Consider the following 17,892-nt stretch of genomic DNA (forward strand, 5'->3'; position numbering starts at 1 on the left):
ATGACATGAAGAAAATCTTTACCCTTTTTATCCTTTTAGTATCTCTGGTCTCGTTTGCTCAGCAGACAGTTAAAGGTATAGTCAAAGACCCTAACGGGGTGCCCTTGGGAGGCGTTACCGTTATGATCCCTGATAGTTCTCGAGGGACAGTAACTGATTTCGATGGAAATTTCAGTATTGAAGTGAATAGTGGCGAGACCTTACAATTTTCCTACGTTGGTTTTACAAAGCAAGAAGTAGTTATCTCAAATCAATCGGTTCTTGAAATTATCATGGCAGAAGATGCGCAAGCTCTTGACGCTGTAGTTGTAACAGCCTTAGGAATCAAAAAAGAGAAAAAAGCGCTGGGATACGCAGTTCAAGAAGTTGAAGGTGATAATCTAGAAAAAGCTAAAGAACCCAATTTTGTCAATCAACTTTCAGGTCGCGTAGCTGGGTTGAATATTAAGAACTCGACAGATTTGTTTCAAAATCCCACCATAGAGTTACGTGGAGCTACTCCCCTACTAGTAATTGATGGAATTCCTGATCGCACGTTAGATATCTGGAAAATTAATTCGGACGATATTGAAAGCATAAGTGTTTTGAAAGGTGCTACTGCTTCCGCACTTTATGGTTCTGTAGGAAGAAATGGGGCAATTATGATTACTACAAAACGAGGTAAAAAAGGAAAACTCAATGTAAGCTTTAATAATTCTACCTTATTTCAAACAGATTTCATCCGGGTGCCTGATGTTCAAACAACCTATGGAAACGGAAATCGAGGCGTCTATGCTTATGTTAATGGAAGTGGATCCGGTACTGAAGGTGGAGGATGGATCTGGGGTCCACGCCTAGATCAGCAGGATCCTTCTACTACGAGTGGTTTTTATGAAACCACGCAGTACAACAGTCCAATAGATCCCAACACAGGAGAATTAATTCCAATACCCTTTAGATCTAGAGGTAAAGATAATATCAAAAATTTCTTCGAAACAGGAATTATACAGTCCAACAATGTAAGTGTTGGTTGGGGTAATGATAAGGCTGACGTTCGCCTCTCTTTATCTAACAATTATCAGAAAGGAATTGTTCCTAATACAGATTTGAAAAACACATCATTCAACCTTGCTGGTACCATAAGACCTACTGATAAACTTACATTAAATGGCTCTTTAACCTACAATAAGCAATTCACTAGTAACTTTCCTGAAGTTGGTTATGGCCCTACTAACTATCTCTATAACCTGATATTATGGACAGGTACAGATGTTGATATTAGAGATTTAAAAAATTACTGGCGCGAAGGTCAAGAAGGCATACAGCAACGTCATTTTAATATATCCTATTATAACAACCCCTACTTTCAGGCATATGAATATGAAAGAGGTTATAATAAGACCAACATTTATGGTAATACTTCCTTCAACTATGAAATCACCGATGCCTTAAGTCTAAGAGGACGTACAGGGGTAAATGAATACAGTCTTTACAGAACTTATAAAGAACCTAAAAGTTATATCGGTTATGGTAATAAATCCAGAGGAAACTTTTCAATTGCACAAACGGAGTATTTCGATATCACTTCAGATTTAGCACTACACTTTGAAAAGAAATTTTCAGATAATTTTGGGATCACTGCAGAAGGAGCATATGTCAATTATTATAGAAATTCAAAAAACACGTCTCAGTCTACTGACGGATTGAATGTCCCCGGTTTTTACAATTTAGCAAATAATGCTGGCGCTACATTATTAGGTTCCAATCGTGAAGAAAAAGAAACCATCAACAGCTTTTACGGTTTTATTGATCTTGAGTTCTATAACGCATTTTATCTATCATTAACAGGACGTAACGATAAAGTCTCAACATTACCTGAGGGTAACAATTCATTCTTTTATCCGTCTGTTTCCGGTTCGGTTGTACTAAGCAGTCTATTTGAAATGCCACAGTGGATAAGTTTTGCCAAACTTAGAGGTTCTTGGTCTCGAGTTTCTGAGGGTAAAATTGGCAGTGATCCATATGATTATATTTTAGCGTATGAAAAAGGAACGACTTGGAATGGTACACCGTCAACCTACTTTGGCAGTAATTTACTTTCTCCAAATTTAGAACCAGAAACCTCAGACACTTGGGAAGTTGGTGCAAATATAAGAACCTTAAATAATCGACTTGGATTGGATATTGCTTACTACCAAGCTAGAGATTATAATAATTTAATATATAGCCCCATTTCTGATGCTTCTGGGTATAGTAGTATTTTATTGAATGGAAATGAATTTCAAAGAAAAGGAATAGAATTAACGCTAGATGCGACACCTATTAAAAATAAAAACTTTAGCTGGAACACTCAGATAAATTTAAGTCATTACCGCAGATACCAAGAAGAAATCTATGGCGATCGTGAGCAAACTGAAGGATATATTCGTGTTGGTGATAGAACTGACAAAATATATACTGGAGTCTATCAAACTAATGCTGAAGGAGATGTAATTTTTGAAAATGGATTACCAGTTTCAGATCCATATGATCGATTCATTGGCTATGATGAACCTGACTTAACTTATGGAATTTCTAATAGTTTACAGTATAAAAACATCTCCTTATCATTCTTATTTGATGGTCGCTTAGGTGGTTTGATGTATTCAAATACAAACCAGAAAATGTGGTGGGGAGGTACTTCTAAAGGAACAGTAAATCAGTTTAGAGAAGATGCTGTAAACGGTGAAAATACATATATAGGAAATGGTGTTGTGGTCACAGGTGGTTCGGTTAGCTACGATGTTAATGGAACCATTACAGAAGATACGCGTACGTACGCTCCTAATGATGTACCTGTAAACTATATCAGTTTTATGCAGAGCACTAGTAATTACCACAATAAGAATTACCATTATTACAAAGAAACCTTTATAAAGCTAAGAGAAGTAACGCTAACCTACCAATTCAATGAAGCGTTCTTAGAACGAACACCATTTAAAAGCTTAGACGTTTCCCTTGTAGGCCGTAATCTATGGTTAGCATCCGATATTCCTAATGTTGATCCTGACTCAGGAGTAGATAATCTTCAAGCTCCGGCGACCCGCAATATTGGATTTAACATCAATGCAAAATTTTAATACACCAAATTAATGATGATGAAAAAGTATCTAATTATATTCTCGCTACTACTGCTTGCTGGATGTTCTAAAGTTGAAGATTTACAAAACGACCCTAACCGGGCTACTCAAGTAAGTCCAGATTTACTCCTAACCACAATTGAGACTACAGCCTTTAATAATGTAAGTCTTAATGCTGCATTAGCTAGTAGACAATTAACATTTACAGATGGCACCAATCAATATCAGTATTATAACTGGCAACGAGCTGGTTTTGGTCAATACGATGATCTAAAACAAGTTTATAAAATGATTCAAGAATCTCAACGTACAGATTCACAGGTGTATCAAATTTTGGCAAAGTTTTTCAATGCTTATTACGCTATTGAACTAACCCGTGTATTTGGCGACGTACCTTATACAGAAGCTGTAGGTGCTGAGATAGGAATTTATACTCCTTCTTATGACCGTCAAGAGCTAATTTATGCATCAGCCCTTGATTCTCTTAAGGCTGCTGGTTTAGAATTAGCTCAAAACACTGAAACTATTCGTGGTGATGTTATTTATGAGGGGAATAAAAGACAATGGCAAAAACTAATAAATAGTTATAGTCTTAGAGTTCTAATGAGCCTATCCAATAAAATTGATCAGACCGATATTGATATTGTTGGTCGGTTTAATGAAATCTTGAATAATTTTGATCAATTCCCAATATTTGAATCTAATTCAGATAATGCATCTTTAGTTTATGTAGATATTCAAGACAATCGCTATCCGTTATTTAATGATAATTCGCTTCAAACAGCCTATTATATGGAACAAACCTTTGTAGAAAGGCTTCAAAACTATGAAGATCCTAGATTGTTTATGATGGCGGACAAAAAGCCAAATGCATCAAATTTAAATGTGGAAGATTTTTCAGCATATGGTGGTTTGTATGGTAGCGCACCTTTAAGCGATAACGGATCTAAAGCCGTTAGTGGAGAGGCCTCTCGAATTAAGCCGCGATATTATAACAATCCTGTAAATGAGCCTTCAATACTTATGAGCTATGCTGAACTTCAATTTACACTAGCAGAAGCAGCTGCCCGCGGTTGGATTTCAGAACTAAGTGAACCGTATTATAAGTCAGGAATAGCTGCATCTTTAGCTTTCTACGGAATATCGCAGGCTGAAGATTACTTAAATAATCCTACAATTCAATTAAACAGTAATGAAGACCTAGAGTCGATACTAACTCAAAAGCACATTGCCTTGTTTTTGAATACTGGTTGGCAGAGTTTTTATGACCAAAGAAGAACAGGTTTTCCCGAATTTAATGTAGATGGTGGTGGAATTTTAAATAATGGTTTGATCCCAAAACGCTTTATGTATCCTCAAAATGAAAGCATCAACAACCCGGAAAATTTAAACGAAGCGATTAATCGACAATTCCCTTCGGGTGACAATATAAACGCTTCGATGTGGCTCATTGATTAAATTGTACAGCTTAACAAGTATAAAAAGCTATGATTTTAAAATCATAGCTTTTTTTTTACAATTATTCAATTACGAGCTGTTGGGATTAGATTATCAAATCACTATATCCTAAATAGATTCTTCATTTAAGGTTTTAATTCTAGCTTATAATCATTATTGAATGCTAGTTCAACAGTATAGCATACGAGGTTTTATAAGTACTTCTGCTTTTATAATTGAAAGTCCAACTGCATAAAAGTTTAAGTATATTATCCAAGAGGATATCTTATCTAACAATTCTTAAACCCTTATCAATCTTTAGTTCTAAGCGTTCCATATCCTGCTTAACTTTCTGGTCAATAACGCGAGCATAAATTTGAGTTGTAGCCAGCTTAGTATGTCCTAATAACTTGGAAACCGTTTCTATTGGGACGCCATTTGTAAGTGTTACCGTAGTTGCAAAAGTATGTCTGGCTACGTGAAAGGTTAGGTTTTTCTTTATACCACAGAAATCAGAAATTTCTTTGAGATAGCTGTTGGTCTTTTGATTCGATATTGTAGGCAATAGCCTGTTCCTTCCAGAAACCCGTGGATGATCTTGATATTTCAAAAGAATTCTTCTCGCTTTATTCAGCAATGGTATTCTAAGCTCTATGCTTGTTTTTTGTCGCTTGGTCTTAATCCATTGTTGCCCATCTAAATCGGTCTCTATGTTGTCAATGTTCAATTTGGCAACATCTATATAAGATAGTCCGGTATAGCAAGCAAAAAGAAACATATCTTTAACGATATCGAGACGCTCTAAGGAAGACGAAAAATCCTCTAGTTGTTCAAGTTCATACTGAGCTAGAAACTCTCTTCTATTTTTTACGTATGAGCTTTTAAAACGAATAAAAGGATCTTTATCTATCCATTCGTGGTGGTATGCCATCGTAAGCATTTTACGTAATCTTTGTAAATGCTTCATCGCCGTATTGTGCCCCATCTTTTTCTGATGATCCTTCGGCTCATAGGATTTTAAAAAGAACTCAAAGTTTTTAATAAAAGCATAGTCTAGTTTGGTAAGATAGATATCATCTGTTTTATACTTATCCACAAGAAACTTCAGTAAGTAGCGCTGTGTGACTTTATAATGACGAATTGTATGGGGAGAAAGGGATGTAACAGAAATGGAATTGTGATATTCAAATAATTCTGATAGGTTATTATTACGCTTATCCTCTCCTAAAAATTTGCTTTTTATGGCTGAGGCGGTAATAAGGTTCCCTTCATTCAACAAATCTTCATATGATTGATAGATCAGTGAACGTATTTGATCTAAATATTTATTTAGAGATTTCGCAAATGGTTTGGATCCACGAACCAATCCTTTACTACTATCCCAACTTTCAACAGGCACTTTTCGCTTTAAGCTAATATTTGCTCGTTTCCCGTTAACAGTGATTCGAGCATAGATTATTGCTTCTTCATTTTCAGCTCTACAACCGTTAATCCAGAAGTTTAAACTATACGTTAACCGAGTTCTCATAATATTCGTCTTTAAATGAAACAATTTTCTAGACGAAAGTCAAACGTAAGTTCTTAAATTTAAGCATTTTAAACCTTATTTCGGTCAACAAAATAAAAGTTTAAATTTGTTGACCGATTTGTGGTATTTTTTATTGAATTTAAAGCTATTTAAATAAACCCATAAAAAACATAAAACCCTGTAAATCATACAATTTACAGGGTTTTGATCCAATTTGAATGCTAAAAAAGTGATCGCGACAGGATTCGAACCTGTGACCGTCTGCTTAGAAGGCAGATGCTCTATCCAGCTGAGCTACGCGACCTTTTTGCGGGTGCAAATATAATGCTTTAACTAAAATTTGAAAGCATAACCATTCAGAAAATTTATAAATTTTATCTTTTGAAAAATATACCGCTCATTTACTGAATATTATAATCCTTTCAATCAACTTAACTGAATAGAAAGTCCTTCTACAAAATGAAAAACCCGCGCTTGCGCAACGGGCCTTTCTCCCAACTTAAACTCTTATTCAACTATGATTTGGGGGAATCGTAAGTGTAATTTCATCGTTACCGTCAACTTATGATTTGGGGTTGAAGTAATACGGCAATTAGAAAATCGGGTGTGTTGTAATTAAATCAATTATGACTTGGGGAAATCTTAATTTGGGGAATTAAGCTGTTTTAACTGGATTCTTAATATTTGCTAATTCTAAAGGCTTATGTGTATAAATCATTCTGTCTGTAAATTTAACCTTCTCCAATTGGTAAAGTCTCAATATGGCATCAGGTAAATCCTCACTAGCCAAAGACTCAACTTGCTGAGCAACTACTAAATCAAGAGCGCTAGTTAAAATGATTTTTTCAGAAACGGGCTTCACTTCATCTGTGTTAGCTGAAGCAAGTGCACTAAGAAAAAGAGCACAAATAAGAGTAAAAGTTTTAAGCATGATTTGGGTTTTGTTGTATTACACCCCAAATATATAACCGTTAATCCTTAAAAGTCAATTTTTTTCGACGAAATACACAATTATTGGAATTGTTTAAGATTTTCTATGTAATTAACCGCTATATAAGCACTTAAAATTGCAAGAACAGGAAAATATCTGAGCAGGATAAATTATCACAAAAATTAGATGTAGGTTTTTACCTACATCGCATGGTTTGAGTTCTGATATATATACACCTCAGTAGCGCCCAAACCATATTTTTGATAATCCGCATCATAATATTTAACGGTATCGTATCGCGAAAAAAGATATTCTAATTCTACACGCAATACGCCCTCTCCAACACCGTGTATAAAAACCACGCGTTGAATGCGTTTAAGAATTGCATATTCAAGTTTTCTTCTTGCAGTATCGACCTGCAGATTAAGCTTATCATGCGCAGACATCCCGCGCTCAGATTTCGTCAAGTGATGTATGTGTAAATCGACTTCCATTGGAGGAAGAACGCCTTTATTTTTTATAGGTTGCTTTTTTTTCTTTGAGTAAGCTTTCTCCTTTTCATTAATCAAATCATCGAAATCGTCATCAAATTCTAGATCTAGCATTTTATTAGGAACAATTTCTTTGATAGATACCTCAAACTCAAAACCATCTTTTGAAGTAATCAAAATCTTTTCGCCTTCAATTTTCGTAATTACTCCAGACAAATCATCATCTAAAAGTGTAACTCCTTGACCTATTTTGTATTGAGAACTCATAAAATTGGTTTTAACTCGATAAAAAGCTTCAAATCTTCTTTGAATTACGCAAACGGATTGGTAATTTTAGTATCTTCGCAAAAATATTTCAATATGAGAAATTTTTACTCAAAATTATTCTTTTTATTACTTCCGGCCATCGCTAGCTGCCAATTGTATGTAGGTGATGCAAATACTAACTCATATGTTTATAATAGTGGAGAGATTGTATTTGTTACACAAGATGTGAATTTACAAGGTGCGCCAGATCAAAATGAGGGTAACTTCTATCTTCGTAATGAAGGTCAGTTAATTCAAGGTGAGGATACTAGTACTAATGATGGTGCAGGTGTAATCTCTGTTTTTCAGCAGAATACGCGTAATAAATGGGATTACCACTATTGGTCCTCTCCGGTCGGTGATCCTTTGAACAATTTAACGCTTAGCTATAGCGGTACTAATGGAGGGAATAAAAGATACTACCTGACCTCAAATTATAATGGAGGCCTTTATCAACCAGAAAATGAAACTTCAATCACTTCAAGTCCTATAGCTTTTACTGGTGGTTATGACAGTCAAATCTCTGGTGGAAATTTCTCAATACCATCATACTGGTTATACAAATTTGTAACTTCTAACAGTTATGGTCAATGGCAACAATTAAATGATTCTAACCGTAGCTTAAATCCAGGCGAAGGCTTTACAATGAAAGGTCTTGGGGAAGATACCTCAGAGCAAGGAGTTGAGCGCTCTTTAGATTTTAGAGGAAGGCCTAATAACGGAACTATTGATGTTGCCGTAGCTAGCAGTCAATTAACCCTTGTAGGTAATCCGTATCCTTCAGCAATGAATCTTTCTTATTACCTTTTATACAATTCTAATCAATCTGTAACTAATTGTAACTTGCCAAACAGACCTGAAATAACTCCAAGTCAAAGAGGTTCTCAAGTAATAACAGGGAGCGCATACTTCTGGGAGTCAGACCCTTCAGTGCAATCGCACTATATTCAAGATTACGAAGGAGGATATGCAGTTTTTACTCCAATAGACTGTAGTTACACTGGTGCTTATACTCCCGCTGTTTTTAATCAATATAACAATGATGCTGAAGTTGAGTCCACTAATACAGGAACAGGAGCATCGGTTGACAGGTATTTTGCCCCTATAGGACAAGGTTTTTTTGTTGAAGGAACTGCTTCTGGTTTTGTTACTGCCCTCAATGATTTCAGAGTATTTGTCAAAGAAAGTACCAGTACTGAAAATAATTATTCAGAATTCAAACAAGGAAATAGTTTAAAATCTAAATCTGAATCTACTAAAAATAATACACCTGCTAATCTTAAGGCTGGAAAAATAGATTATAATGAAAAGGGATTTCTAATTCTTCCTGAATTTAATATCAATATCATAATTAATGATAATTATACGAGACAACTTAAAGGCATTACGTATTATGATTCTACTTTAGGCTTTGACACTGCTAAAGATGGTGATAACTTGTCGGTTGTCAGTACTGATATCAGTTATAAGCTAGAAGATACGGAAAGAGCTATTGTAACCAATGTGTTCCCATATGATATAGAAGTAAAACTGCCTTTAAAAATTACTGCGGGAGCTGAAACTAACAGCTTTGCTATGCAAGTTGCTAGTTTAAACTTCACCCCAGACGAAAGCATCTACTTACACGATAAGCTCACTGACGAATATCACGATATTCTTGATGAATCTTACGAATTTGAGCTAGAACAGGGCACGTATACTGATCGTTTTGAAATTGTATTTAAAGATTCTAAAACCCTAGATGTCGAAGAAGTTGAAGAGGTTAAACGTTCTTTTAATATTTATCAGAACAACGGTCGCGCTGAACTTACGGTACTAAATCCGTTGCAAACAGAACTTAAAGAAGTCAATGTATTTGATATTAGCGGGCGTCTTTTAGTCTCAAAATTAAATGAGGGTACAAGCGAAAAAGTGATCATTCCTTCTAATGCGTGGAGCGACGGGGTTTATATTGTGCGAGTGACCACGCGCGATAATATTGAGTATACTAAAAAAGTTTCTGTAAGAAATATTAAGTAAGCTATGGAAGAATACATGCTTCCTTGCCTGAATAAAAAATACTTAGGTTTTGAGTGCATGGGCTGTGGATTGCAGCGTTCTCTGGTTGCATTATTTCAAGGTGATTTTGTCAAAGCCTTTGAGCTCTATCCAGCAATTTATCCTTTAGTTTTGCTGGGTGTTATGATCAGCCTGAATTATATGGTGGGCGTTAAATATGGTAGCAAAATCGTTTCAGTTTTGGCAATCTTATCTGTAACCACTATTATTGTAAGCTATATACTCAAACTAACATCCTGATATGGAACAACAAAAACTACCTAACGTAACCATTTCCTTAATTCTAGGAATTGTATCATTTATCGCGTGCTGCTTCAGTTCTGGTTTTGGCGGACTCTTATTTTCTGGGATCGCGCTTTTTCTTGCGAATAAAGACAAAAAATTAGCTGCGCCTAATCCTGAACTGTATGAGAACTACGGTCAGCTTAAAACTGCACGTATTATCGCTATCATTGGTTTAATCTTAGCGGTTATTATATCTATTCTATGCATTATCATGTTGATTATCTTTGGTAGCGCAGAAGCTATTCAGCAATGGGCTTTGGAGATGCAAAACGCACAAGCTTAGTTACTATCTCGCGGCAAGCCTTTTCGGTTTTAGACCCTTTTAGCGGCGCGTTTGAAGTAAAAGCGTATTGTATGAAAGCCTGAGCGACTGCTCAGGCTTTTCTTTTATAGTTTAGTCTCAAAATCTTAATAATTTACTTAGATTATATTGAGATCTTTATCCTTAATTTTGCGCCCCTAATTAATCCTCATGGCCTACCAAATAGATACGTATTTAAAAGATTTTAGCTCCTATGTAGAAGACTTAGGTGTCGTTCCCTTTTATGCTGAAATGCTTACGGTATTTATCAATGCGTTTATCTTCATCCTGCTCATTGCCTTATTAGATAAACTTCTTAAAAAACTCATTGTCGAAGCATTTAAGGTTTTTAGCAATAAAACGAAAACCTCTTTTGACGACTTTTTGGTTCTTACCAATTTCCCTAGGTATATTGGCCATATTATTCCATTGGCCATTTTTAAATGGTTTTTTGTTGAGTTGCTTGAGGATTACCCCACCACGCTTTATTGGCTTCTAAAGATATTTGACCTTTACGTAATTCTGCTTATTCTAAAAATTATACGCAGTCTATTACGTACATCTCGCGATTACTTTCAAACCAAACAACAGTTTCACGACAAGCCTTTACAGAGTTACTTACAGGTAACTATGCTCTTTTTATGGGGCATCGGGATTTTCTTTTTTATTCTGGAGCTTTTTGATAAAAACGCGATGAATTTTGTGCTTCAGTTGGGAGCAGCTTCGGCAGTTATACTTTTGATATTTAAAGATACTATTCTTGGTTTTGTAGCTTCCATTCAGGTTTCTATCAATGATATTGTGCGTATTGGCGACTGGATCACCTTTAGCAAATATGGAGCAGATGGTACTGTAACTGAAATTAACCTTGCCACGGTAAAAGTGCAAAACTTTGATATGACCTATACCACAATCCCAACCTACAGTTTGATTTCAGATTCTTTTCAAAACTGGCGCGGAATGCAAGAAAGCGGGGGTCGACGTATAAAAAGATCGGTCTTTATCAAACAGAATTCCGTTAAGTTTCTTACCGAATCTGATTTAAAAGAACTTAAACGAATTCAACTTGTTGCTCCGTATATTGAACATATGGAAAAAGAAGTCCTGCGCACCAATAAAAAACAAGGCGTTGATCAAAGCTTAGCCATAAACGGATTGAATCAAACCAACTTAGGGGTATTTAGAAAATACATTGACGCCTATTTGTATGAAAATCCGGCGATCAATAAGGACTTATTTTTGATGGTGCGCCACCTTCCTCCTACTGCTCAGGGAATCCCGCTTGAGATCTTTTGTTTCAGCACTGATAAGCGCTGGGAGAACTATGAGCATATTCAAGCTGATATCTTTGATCACGTGATTGCTGCTGTACCGTTCTTTGGTCTTGAAATTTTTGAAGAACCTTCTTCTAAGGATATTACCAGTTTTTTAACGCAGAAAAACCAGTCAAAAGAGTAGCTTACGGTTAAACTGCTTTCAAGTGCATTTTTAAGCTCGAAAGTCCCTAACCTAACCTAAAATGACCTTTAAAAATGTACTCCAGATCATTGGAGGAATCGCTATTGTACTCACAATAGCTCCATTCATTGCGGCTGATTATTGGTGGATACGCATTTTTGACTTTCCACATATGCAACTCACCATCTTTACCGCGGCGGCTACCTTAGCGTATTTTTTAAAATTTGATATCAAATGGGCAAAAGATTATGCATTTATGAGCATAATGATTGCTTGTCTTACTTTTCAAGTTGTCAAAATTTATCCCTATACGCCTCTTGCGGATAAAGACGTTTTGGACAGTACCATCACTGATCAAAACAGAACTTTTAAGCTTTTAGTAGCTAATGTTTTACAAAAGAATAAAAAGCACGAGGCGCTTTTAGAAGAAGTTGAAGCAAAAGATCCACACATTTTATTGCTTCTAGAGACCGATAAAGATTGGTTGAATGCCATTGCACCTACATTATCAAAAAGCTACCCGCACTATAAAGGAATTCCGTTAGACAATACCTACGGAATGTTACTGTATTCAAAATTTCCATTAGAAGACCCAAAAATTCATTTCCAAATAGATGACAGCATACCTTCTATTGAATCTGTGGTGCAACTTCCTTCTGGCGACAGGTTTGAGCTTTATGCTATTCACCCAACCCCGCCAATGCCTCAGCACAATCCTATGTCTACTGATCGGGATGCTGAAATGATGAAAACTGCCTTCAAAAGCCGAAACAATACGTTACCGGTAATTGCGATTGGTGATTTTAATGATGTGGCGTGGTCAGAATCTACAGAGCTTTTTAAGGAAGTAAGCGAATTGCTTGATTTACGCATCGGGCGTGGGTTATTCAATACGTTTAGTGCTAAAAGTAAAATTATGCGCTGGCCGCTGGATCATATTTTTGTTTCTGAACACTTTAGGGCAAAAACGGTTCTGCGTGGTAATGCTATTGGCTCTGATCATTTTCCTGCTTTCGCCGAACTTACACTTGAACCTGAAAACAAAAAGGAGCAAATGCCTAAACCTCCTCGTGAAGAACAATTAGAGCGAGCGTATGATATTATCAAAAAGGAAGCTACTCAAAAGGATACGCGCAAACAATCTGACAATACCTAAACTATATACCAAAGCAGCGTAGAAACAAGCAAACCTATACACGCGATTAAGCTGGTGAGTATAGACCAACTTTTAAACGTCTGTTTTTCAGTTAAGCCTAAATATTGTTTTACAAGCCAGAATCCGCTATCGTTTACGTGTGAAAAAATTGAAGCTCCTGCTGCAATGGCGATCACTAAAATAGCAAGTTTCATATCATTTAAATTATTCTGAACTACTAAAGGCGCGGTGATTCCGGCGGCAGTGATCATTGCTACAGTTGAAGAACCTTGCATTATACGCACCAAAGCAGCAAGAATAAAACTGAAAATTACCGGTGGAAAATAATCGCTTTGCAGCGCATTAGCGATCATCTCACCTACACCGGTGTCAATCAATATTTGTTTAAACGCACCACCGGCTCCTGTCAATAATATAATGACACCTGCCGGATATAATGCTTTCGTCGAAATTTCTAAGAGTTTTTCTTTAGAAACATTTCGGCGTACGCCTAAGATATACCAAGCGATTAAATTGGCTAAGATTAACGCTGTAAAAGGATGTCCCAGCAATTGAATAATATCAAGTAAAGTTTCTGAAACTCCTATTCTTGCTCCAAGCGGACTGCTCAATACGGTGTTTAAAACGATCAGCAAAATGGGAAGAAAAATGATTAAAAGTATAGTTGCGGGTTTGGGCGCATTCGCGAACGATTCCTTTTCTTCTTCTATCTCCTCAGGTGCTTCAATATGAATTCGTTTTGCTATCCGTTTGGCAAAAAACGGTCCTGCAATCGCCGCAGTGGGAATTCCTGTTATAAACCCAAAGAGAATTACCCATCCCAGATTTGCATTCAAAATATCTGCCACGGCAATGGGTCCTGGTGTAGGCGGTATAAAGGCGTGAGTTACTGCTAAACCAGCCAACAGTGGCAATGCATAAAGTAAAAGTGATTTTTTTGTACTTCGCTGCAAAGCATAAATAAGCGGAATTAAAATAATAAACGCTACATCAAAAAACACTGGGATCGCAACAAAAAATCCCGTTAGCATAATTGACCACGGAGCATTTTTTACTCCGAATTTTTTAAGAAGATACTGAGCTATAGCCTGTGCTCCTCCTGAATGCTCAAGTACCGCTCCAAATAAAGACCCCAACCCCACAACGGTTGCAACAAATCCAAGCGTACCGCCTATTCCGTCTGTAACAGACTTAAGTACGCTTTCTGTTGGCAATCCGCTCAACACCCCTACAACGATTGCGGAAAGTAACAGCGCTAAAAACGCTTGTAGTTTTAATCGCAAGATCAAAAACAACAATAATCCGATCCCTGCAAAGACTGCAAAAAGTAACTGTGCTTCCATTATAAGGCTTTCAAAATTTCATCTACTATTTCTTCTGGCGATGGTGCAATTGATACGTGTATCCCATAATCTGCGGGTTCAAGCGTGTCTAACTGAGATTGCAGCAATTCTGCTTTAAAGTAGTGGTTTTTTCGAGCAGTCATTCGGGATTTAAGAAGTTCGTACGATCCGTCAAGAAAAACCCAAGTGACCTGCTTATTTACATCTAATAGTTTCCTATACGCTTCTTTTAGTGCGGAACAGGCCAAAACCGCACCGTCAGCACTGCTCCACTCTTCGATCTTTTTTGCAAGTATAGCAAGCCAAGGAGCACGATCTTGATCATTTAGTGGAAGTCCCGATCTCATTTTTTCAACATTTGCAGCTGGGTGAAAATCATCTGCATCTTTAAAATCAAGGGCTAACTTCTCAGCTAATAATCTTCCTATAGTTGTTTTTCCGGATCCTGAAACACCGGCAACAATAAATACGTTACTCATAAATCTAAGGTTGGATTAGCATCATCTTTACCCGGAAGGTGCAAATCAAAATCATACTTCTCATTCATCTTCTTGATAAAATGAGTAGCTAGTAATGGAGATTCTTTTTCAACATTTTGATGAATAAAGAAATCAATTTTTGAGATTCCTTCTTCAATCCAAACGCCTAGACGCGCAACCCAATCATCTAACCGTTCGTAATCAGTAGGATGATTTGCTCCTACAAAACGTATAAATGCTTCAGAATTGGTCATTCGCATATGCATAATATCACGCCGCCCCGCAGTGTCTACAAGCACATTTGCAATATCGTTGGTTTCTAAAAGGTGATAAAGTTTCTGCGCAACAGGCTCTTCGTTAAACCAATCCGTATGTCTAAATTCGATCGCAAGCGGTACTTCTTTAGGCCAGGCGGCGACAAACTTCTCTACCCGATCCCAATTTTTAGGTTGAAAATTATTATGCATCTGTAAAAAAATGCAACCTAATTTTTCTTTCAGAAGCAAGGTATGATCTAAATATTCCGGCAATAATTCGGGAGCGTTAATGAGTCGTTTTAAATGACTGATGTTCTGAGTAACCTTGGGAAAGAATTTAAAATCTGCCGGTACCTTCTCATACCATTTTTCAAATTGATCCTTCGGGAAAAGTCTGTAAAACGTCGCATTCAATTCTATGGAATTAAACTGTCTAGAATAATAACCCAGTTCATCTTTTGTTCCGCGGGGATAAAAATTCTTGAGATCCTGCTTATTCCATTTTGCGCACCCCACATACAATTGAGGTTTAGCTTTAGTCGCTTTGCTGTTAAGTAAAATCTTTGTGTCTGGGTGATCAGGCGGAAGCGTAAAGTCTATACTTCCGGGATCGTCAACTTTTCCAAATTTCATAAGGAGTACGATTTATATTGCAATACATGCATTTTGCTTAAAGATATAATTTGCATTGGTATTTTTCCGTTTTAAGCCTGAAGTAAACATAAAATTAGCACTTTACTTCAGTGCACATTATTTTGAAAGGAGTTAAGTAAAGCATACCGTTTTAATGCCTATTTTCGCAAAATACCAGTCTGTTACTTTTAGTATTATATCTATGAAAACATTAGCGTTTTTATCTTTTTTATTGATTACGTTTTCTTCAGTGGCACAAGAAGAGCTAATTGAAACCATGTATAATCAAACTGCCGATGAGATCATAACTAAATACATTGACAGAACCGGTGGTATTGAAGCTTGGTCTGAAATTGATGCGATTAAGACTAAAGGTTCATTTACTCAGGGTGATTTAAGCGTACCAATTACCATTTACAATACCCGAAGCGGGAAACAAGCGGTTGTGTTTGAATACAACAAGAAAAAAGTGACGCAGATGGCTTTTGACGGGGCTACAATGTGGACCACCAATTTTTTAACGATGGAGCCTGAGATCTCCTCTGATGATATGCGTAAAAACATGTTGCTGAAACGCAATGATTTTCCATCACCGCTCTTACATTACCGGGAAAATGGTTATAAAGCAGAATATATAAGTACTGTTGCTAAAAATGGGATTGTAGCATTTAAGATCAAACTTACTCAAGAACCAAAATTTGTAAATGGTGAAGAAGTCCCTAATGAAAGTTTTTACTTTTTTGATGCGCAAAACTACTACCCTATCGCTATTGAAACTACACAGCTAGGGCAACCGGTAAGTATTACTATGAGCGATTATCAAGAGGTTGAAGGACTTTATTTTCCGTTTACGATCAGCCAAGGCGGTCAACCAATTGATGTCAAAGAAATCATTTTAAACCCTGAAATTGATTACAGTATTTTTTCCTTTCCCGAGAATTAAATACTTGACGTAGCGCGTAGAATAAGACCTATAATTACCCTTAAAACCTTTAATTTTAAAATGTTAAGAGTCTAACCTCATTTGGAATTTTCTGGTGTTTTCTGTAATTTTTAAGAAATTATAGACACAAAAACGTTCTATTATGAGTTCTTTACAATTTAAAAACTACCTCAAAAACTATTCAAAACAACTGCTCGCAAGCAGCTTAGTTTGGTTTATCGGGATGTTATTGGTGGGTTATGCCATTAGTAATTCGGCTGCGCCAGATCAACTTTCTGAACTACGATTTATACCGGTTTATGCCGTCGCCTTTTTATCAACGCTTTGTGTAGGCTTGTGCCATTATCTTTATTGGCAAGACGCCGCAACGCATTAGGCTTTAATTTTTGTCTTCAAGTAACGGAACAAACCTAAACTCCCCATATTCTTTCTTTTCAAAATCGGTTTGTGTTTTGCGTACGATGCGTATCATCGTTTGAACGTCATCGCCCACAGGAATAACGAGTTTACCACCAATCTTAAGTTGTGCTAAAAGAGGTTTAGGAATATAAGGAGCACCCGCAGTTACGATTATACCGTCAAAAGGTGCAAATTCAGGCATTCCTAAATAGCCATCACCAAAAGTGAGTCGCTTAGGTCGATAACCCAATTTTGATAGAAAATTTTTAGTCTTTCTAAAAAGCTCTTGTTGGCGTTCTATAGAATACACTTTGGCGCCTACTTCACAGAGAACAGCGGTTTGATAACCACTCCCCGTGCCTATTTCTAAAATTTTATCACCTTTTTTTATTTCGAGTAATTCGGTTTGAAAACCTACGGTAAAGGGTTGAGAAATGGTTTGGTCTGCTGCGATCGGGAATGCTTTATCTTGATAGGCGTGATCTTCAAAACTACTATCCATAAAAAAATGCCTCGGAATTTTTCTAATAGCATCTAAAACAGCGGTGTTAGAAACTCCTTTTTTTTCTACAATTTGTGCGAGCAATCTACGCTTCCCTTGGTGACGAGTAGTATCCTTCATACCGCTAAAATACGTAAACCACAAGCCCACTTCCTAGACAAAAACCAGCATTTTTTCAACAACAGGTAGAATGGCAAAATTCTGCTTAAGAAAACCTATTTTTGTAGAAGGTCTCAATAAGATTATACTATTTACGTTGACCTTATATTGTATAAATCGATCCTTCT

16 protein-coding genes and 1 tRNA gene are annotated in these 17,892 nt (G+C 36.6%); 9 read left to right on the top strand and 8 right to left on the bottom strand.

The genetic code is table 11. From position 1 onward, the window contains the following. Positions 1-5: 5 nt before the first annotated feature. The gene (locus HCN54_RS07310) at positions 6-3,098 is read left to right on the top strand and encodes a SusC/RagA family TonB-linked outer membrane protein (RefSeq protein WP_167597179.1); all 3,093 of its coding nucleotides are present in this window, start codon (positions 6-8) and stop codon (positions 3,096-3,098) included. A gap of 18 nt (positions 3,099-3,116) precedes the next feature. Then, complete coding sequence (locus tag HCN54_RS07315; protein WP_167597180.1) at positions 3,117-4,556, top strand: SusD/RagB family nutrient-binding outer membrane lipoprotein; 1,440 nt, start codon at positions 3,117-3,119, stop codon at positions 4,554-4,556. A gap of 265 nt (positions 4,557-4,821) precedes the next feature. Here HCN54_RS07315 and HCN54_RS07320 read toward each other — a convergent pair whose 3' ends face one another. From HCN54_RS07320 to HCN54_RS07335, 4 genes are all read right to left on the bottom strand, one after another. Continuing rightward, positions 4,822-6,063, bottom strand: coding sequence for a site-specific integrase (locus tag HCN54_RS07320; RefSeq protein WP_167597181.1), 1,242 nt, complete (start codon positions 6,061-6,063; stop codon positions 4,822-4,824). Positions 6,064-6,293: 230 nt separating this feature from the next. Then, a tRNA-Arg gene (locus HCN54_RS07325) sits at positions 6,294-6,367 on the bottom strand. 351 nt (positions 6,368-6,718) lie between these two features. Continuing rightward, on the bottom strand, positions 6,719-6,994 hold the full coding sequence (locus HCN54_RS07330) for a hypothetical protein (protein WP_167597182.1): 276 nt from the start codon (positions 6,992-6,994) through the stop codon (positions 6,719-6,721). Positions 6,995-7,194: 200 nt separating this feature from the next. Further along, positions 7,195-7,752: a Smr/MutS family protein gene (locus HCN54_RS07335; RefSeq protein ID WP_167597183.1), complete on the bottom strand. Its 558-nt coding sequence runs from the start codon at positions 7,750-7,752 to the stop codon at positions 7,195-7,197. 93 nt (positions 7,753-7,845) lie between these two features. Here HCN54_RS07335 and HCN54_RS07340 point away from each other — a divergent pair, with 93 nt between their 5' ends. The 5 genes from HCN54_RS07340 (at position 7,846) to HCN54_RS07360 (ending at position 13,049) form a co-directional block, all read left to right on the top strand. Beyond that, a complete protein-coding gene (locus HCN54_RS07340) occupies positions 7,846-9,810 on the top strand; it encodes a T9SS type A sorting domain-containing protein (protein ID WP_167597184.1) in 1,965 nt (654 codons plus the stop codon). 3 nt (positions 9,811-9,813) lie between these two features. Further along, positions 9,814-10,089, top strand: a complete 276-nt coding sequence (locus HCN54_RS07345; RefSeq protein WP_167597185.1) for a DUF2752 domain-containing protein — start codon at positions 9,814-9,816, stop codon at positions 10,087-10,089. Between the two features lies 1 nt (position 10,090). Continuing rightward, the gene (locus HCN54_RS07350) at positions 10,091-10,417 is read left to right on the top strand and encodes a CCC motif membrane protein (protein WP_167597186.1); all 327 of its coding nucleotides are present in this window, start codon (positions 10,091-10,093) and stop codon (positions 10,415-10,417) included. A 189-nt stretch (positions 10,418-10,606) separates the two neighbouring features. After that, positions 10,607-11,893 carry a mechanosensitive ion channel family protein gene (locus tag HCN54_RS07355; protein WP_167597187.1) on the top strand — a complete coding sequence of 429 codons (1,287 nt, stop codon included), beginning with the start codon at positions 10,607-10,609 and terminating at the stop codon, positions 11,891-11,893. A 61-nt stretch (positions 11,894-11,954) separates the two neighbouring features. Next, a complete protein-coding gene (locus HCN54_RS07360; protein WP_167597188.1) occupies positions 11,955-13,049 on the top strand; it encodes an endonuclease/exonuclease/phosphatase family protein in 1,095 nt (364 codons plus the stop codon). Here HCN54_RS07360 and HCN54_RS07365 read toward each other — a convergent pair. Genes HCN54_RS07365 through HCN54_RS07375 form a run of 3 tightly spaced genes read right to left on the bottom strand, consistent with a single transcriptional unit; the run spans position 13,046 to position 15,761 of the window. After that, entirely contained in the window at positions 13,046-14,392 is a 1,347-nt protein-coding gene (locus HCN54_RS07365) for a GntP family permease (RefSeq protein ID WP_167597189.1), read from the bottom strand. The two genes, HCN54_RS07360 and HCN54_RS07365, sit on opposite strands and share 4 nt — an antisense overlap. Continuing rightward, a complete protein-coding gene (locus HCN54_RS07370; RefSeq protein ID WP_167597190.1) occupies positions 14,392-14,871 on the bottom strand; it encodes a gluconokinase in 480 nt (159 codons plus the stop codon). Before HCN54_RS07370 ends, HCN54_RS07365 begins: the two co-directional genes overlap by 1 nt. Beyond that, positions 14,868-15,761 carry a DUF72 domain-containing protein gene (locus HCN54_RS07375; RefSeq protein ID WP_167597191.1) on the bottom strand — a complete coding sequence of 298 codons (894 nt, stop codon included), beginning with the start codon at positions 15,759-15,761 and terminating at the stop codon, positions 14,868-14,870. Before HCN54_RS07375 ends, HCN54_RS07370 begins: the two co-directional genes overlap by 4 nt. Positions 15,762-15,963: 202 nt before the next feature. On the opposite strand from HCN54_RS07375, the gene HCN54_RS07380 reads away from it, so the two are divergent. Then, positions 15,964-16,704: a hypothetical protein gene (locus HCN54_RS07380; protein ID WP_072980394.1), complete on the top strand. Its 741-nt coding sequence runs from the start codon at positions 15,964-15,966 to the stop codon at positions 16,702-16,704. A 142-nt stretch (positions 16,705-16,846) separates the two neighbouring features. Next, positions 16,847-17,080, top strand: a complete 234-nt coding sequence (locus HCN54_RS07385) for a hypothetical protein (protein WP_167597192.1) — start codon at positions 16,847-16,849, stop codon at positions 17,078-17,080. A gap of 3 nt (positions 17,081-17,083) precedes the next feature. Here the strand turns inward: HCN54_RS07385 and HCN54_RS07390 are convergent, their stop codons facing one another. Then, positions 17,084-17,725 (bottom strand): protein-L-isoaspartate(D-aspartate) O-methyltransferase, encoded by a 642-nt coding sequence (locus HCN54_RS07390; RefSeq protein ID WP_072980396.1) that lies wholly within the window; start codon positions 17,723-17,725, stop codon positions 17,084-17,086. Positions 17,726-17,892 lie beyond the last annotated feature (167 nt).

The sequence above is a fragment of the Leeuwenhoekiella sp. ZYFB001 genome, assembly GCF_011784865.1.
Lineage (GTDB): Bacteria > Bacteroidota > Bacteroidia > Flavobacteriales > Flavobacteriaceae > Leeuwenhoekiella > Leeuwenhoekiella palythoae.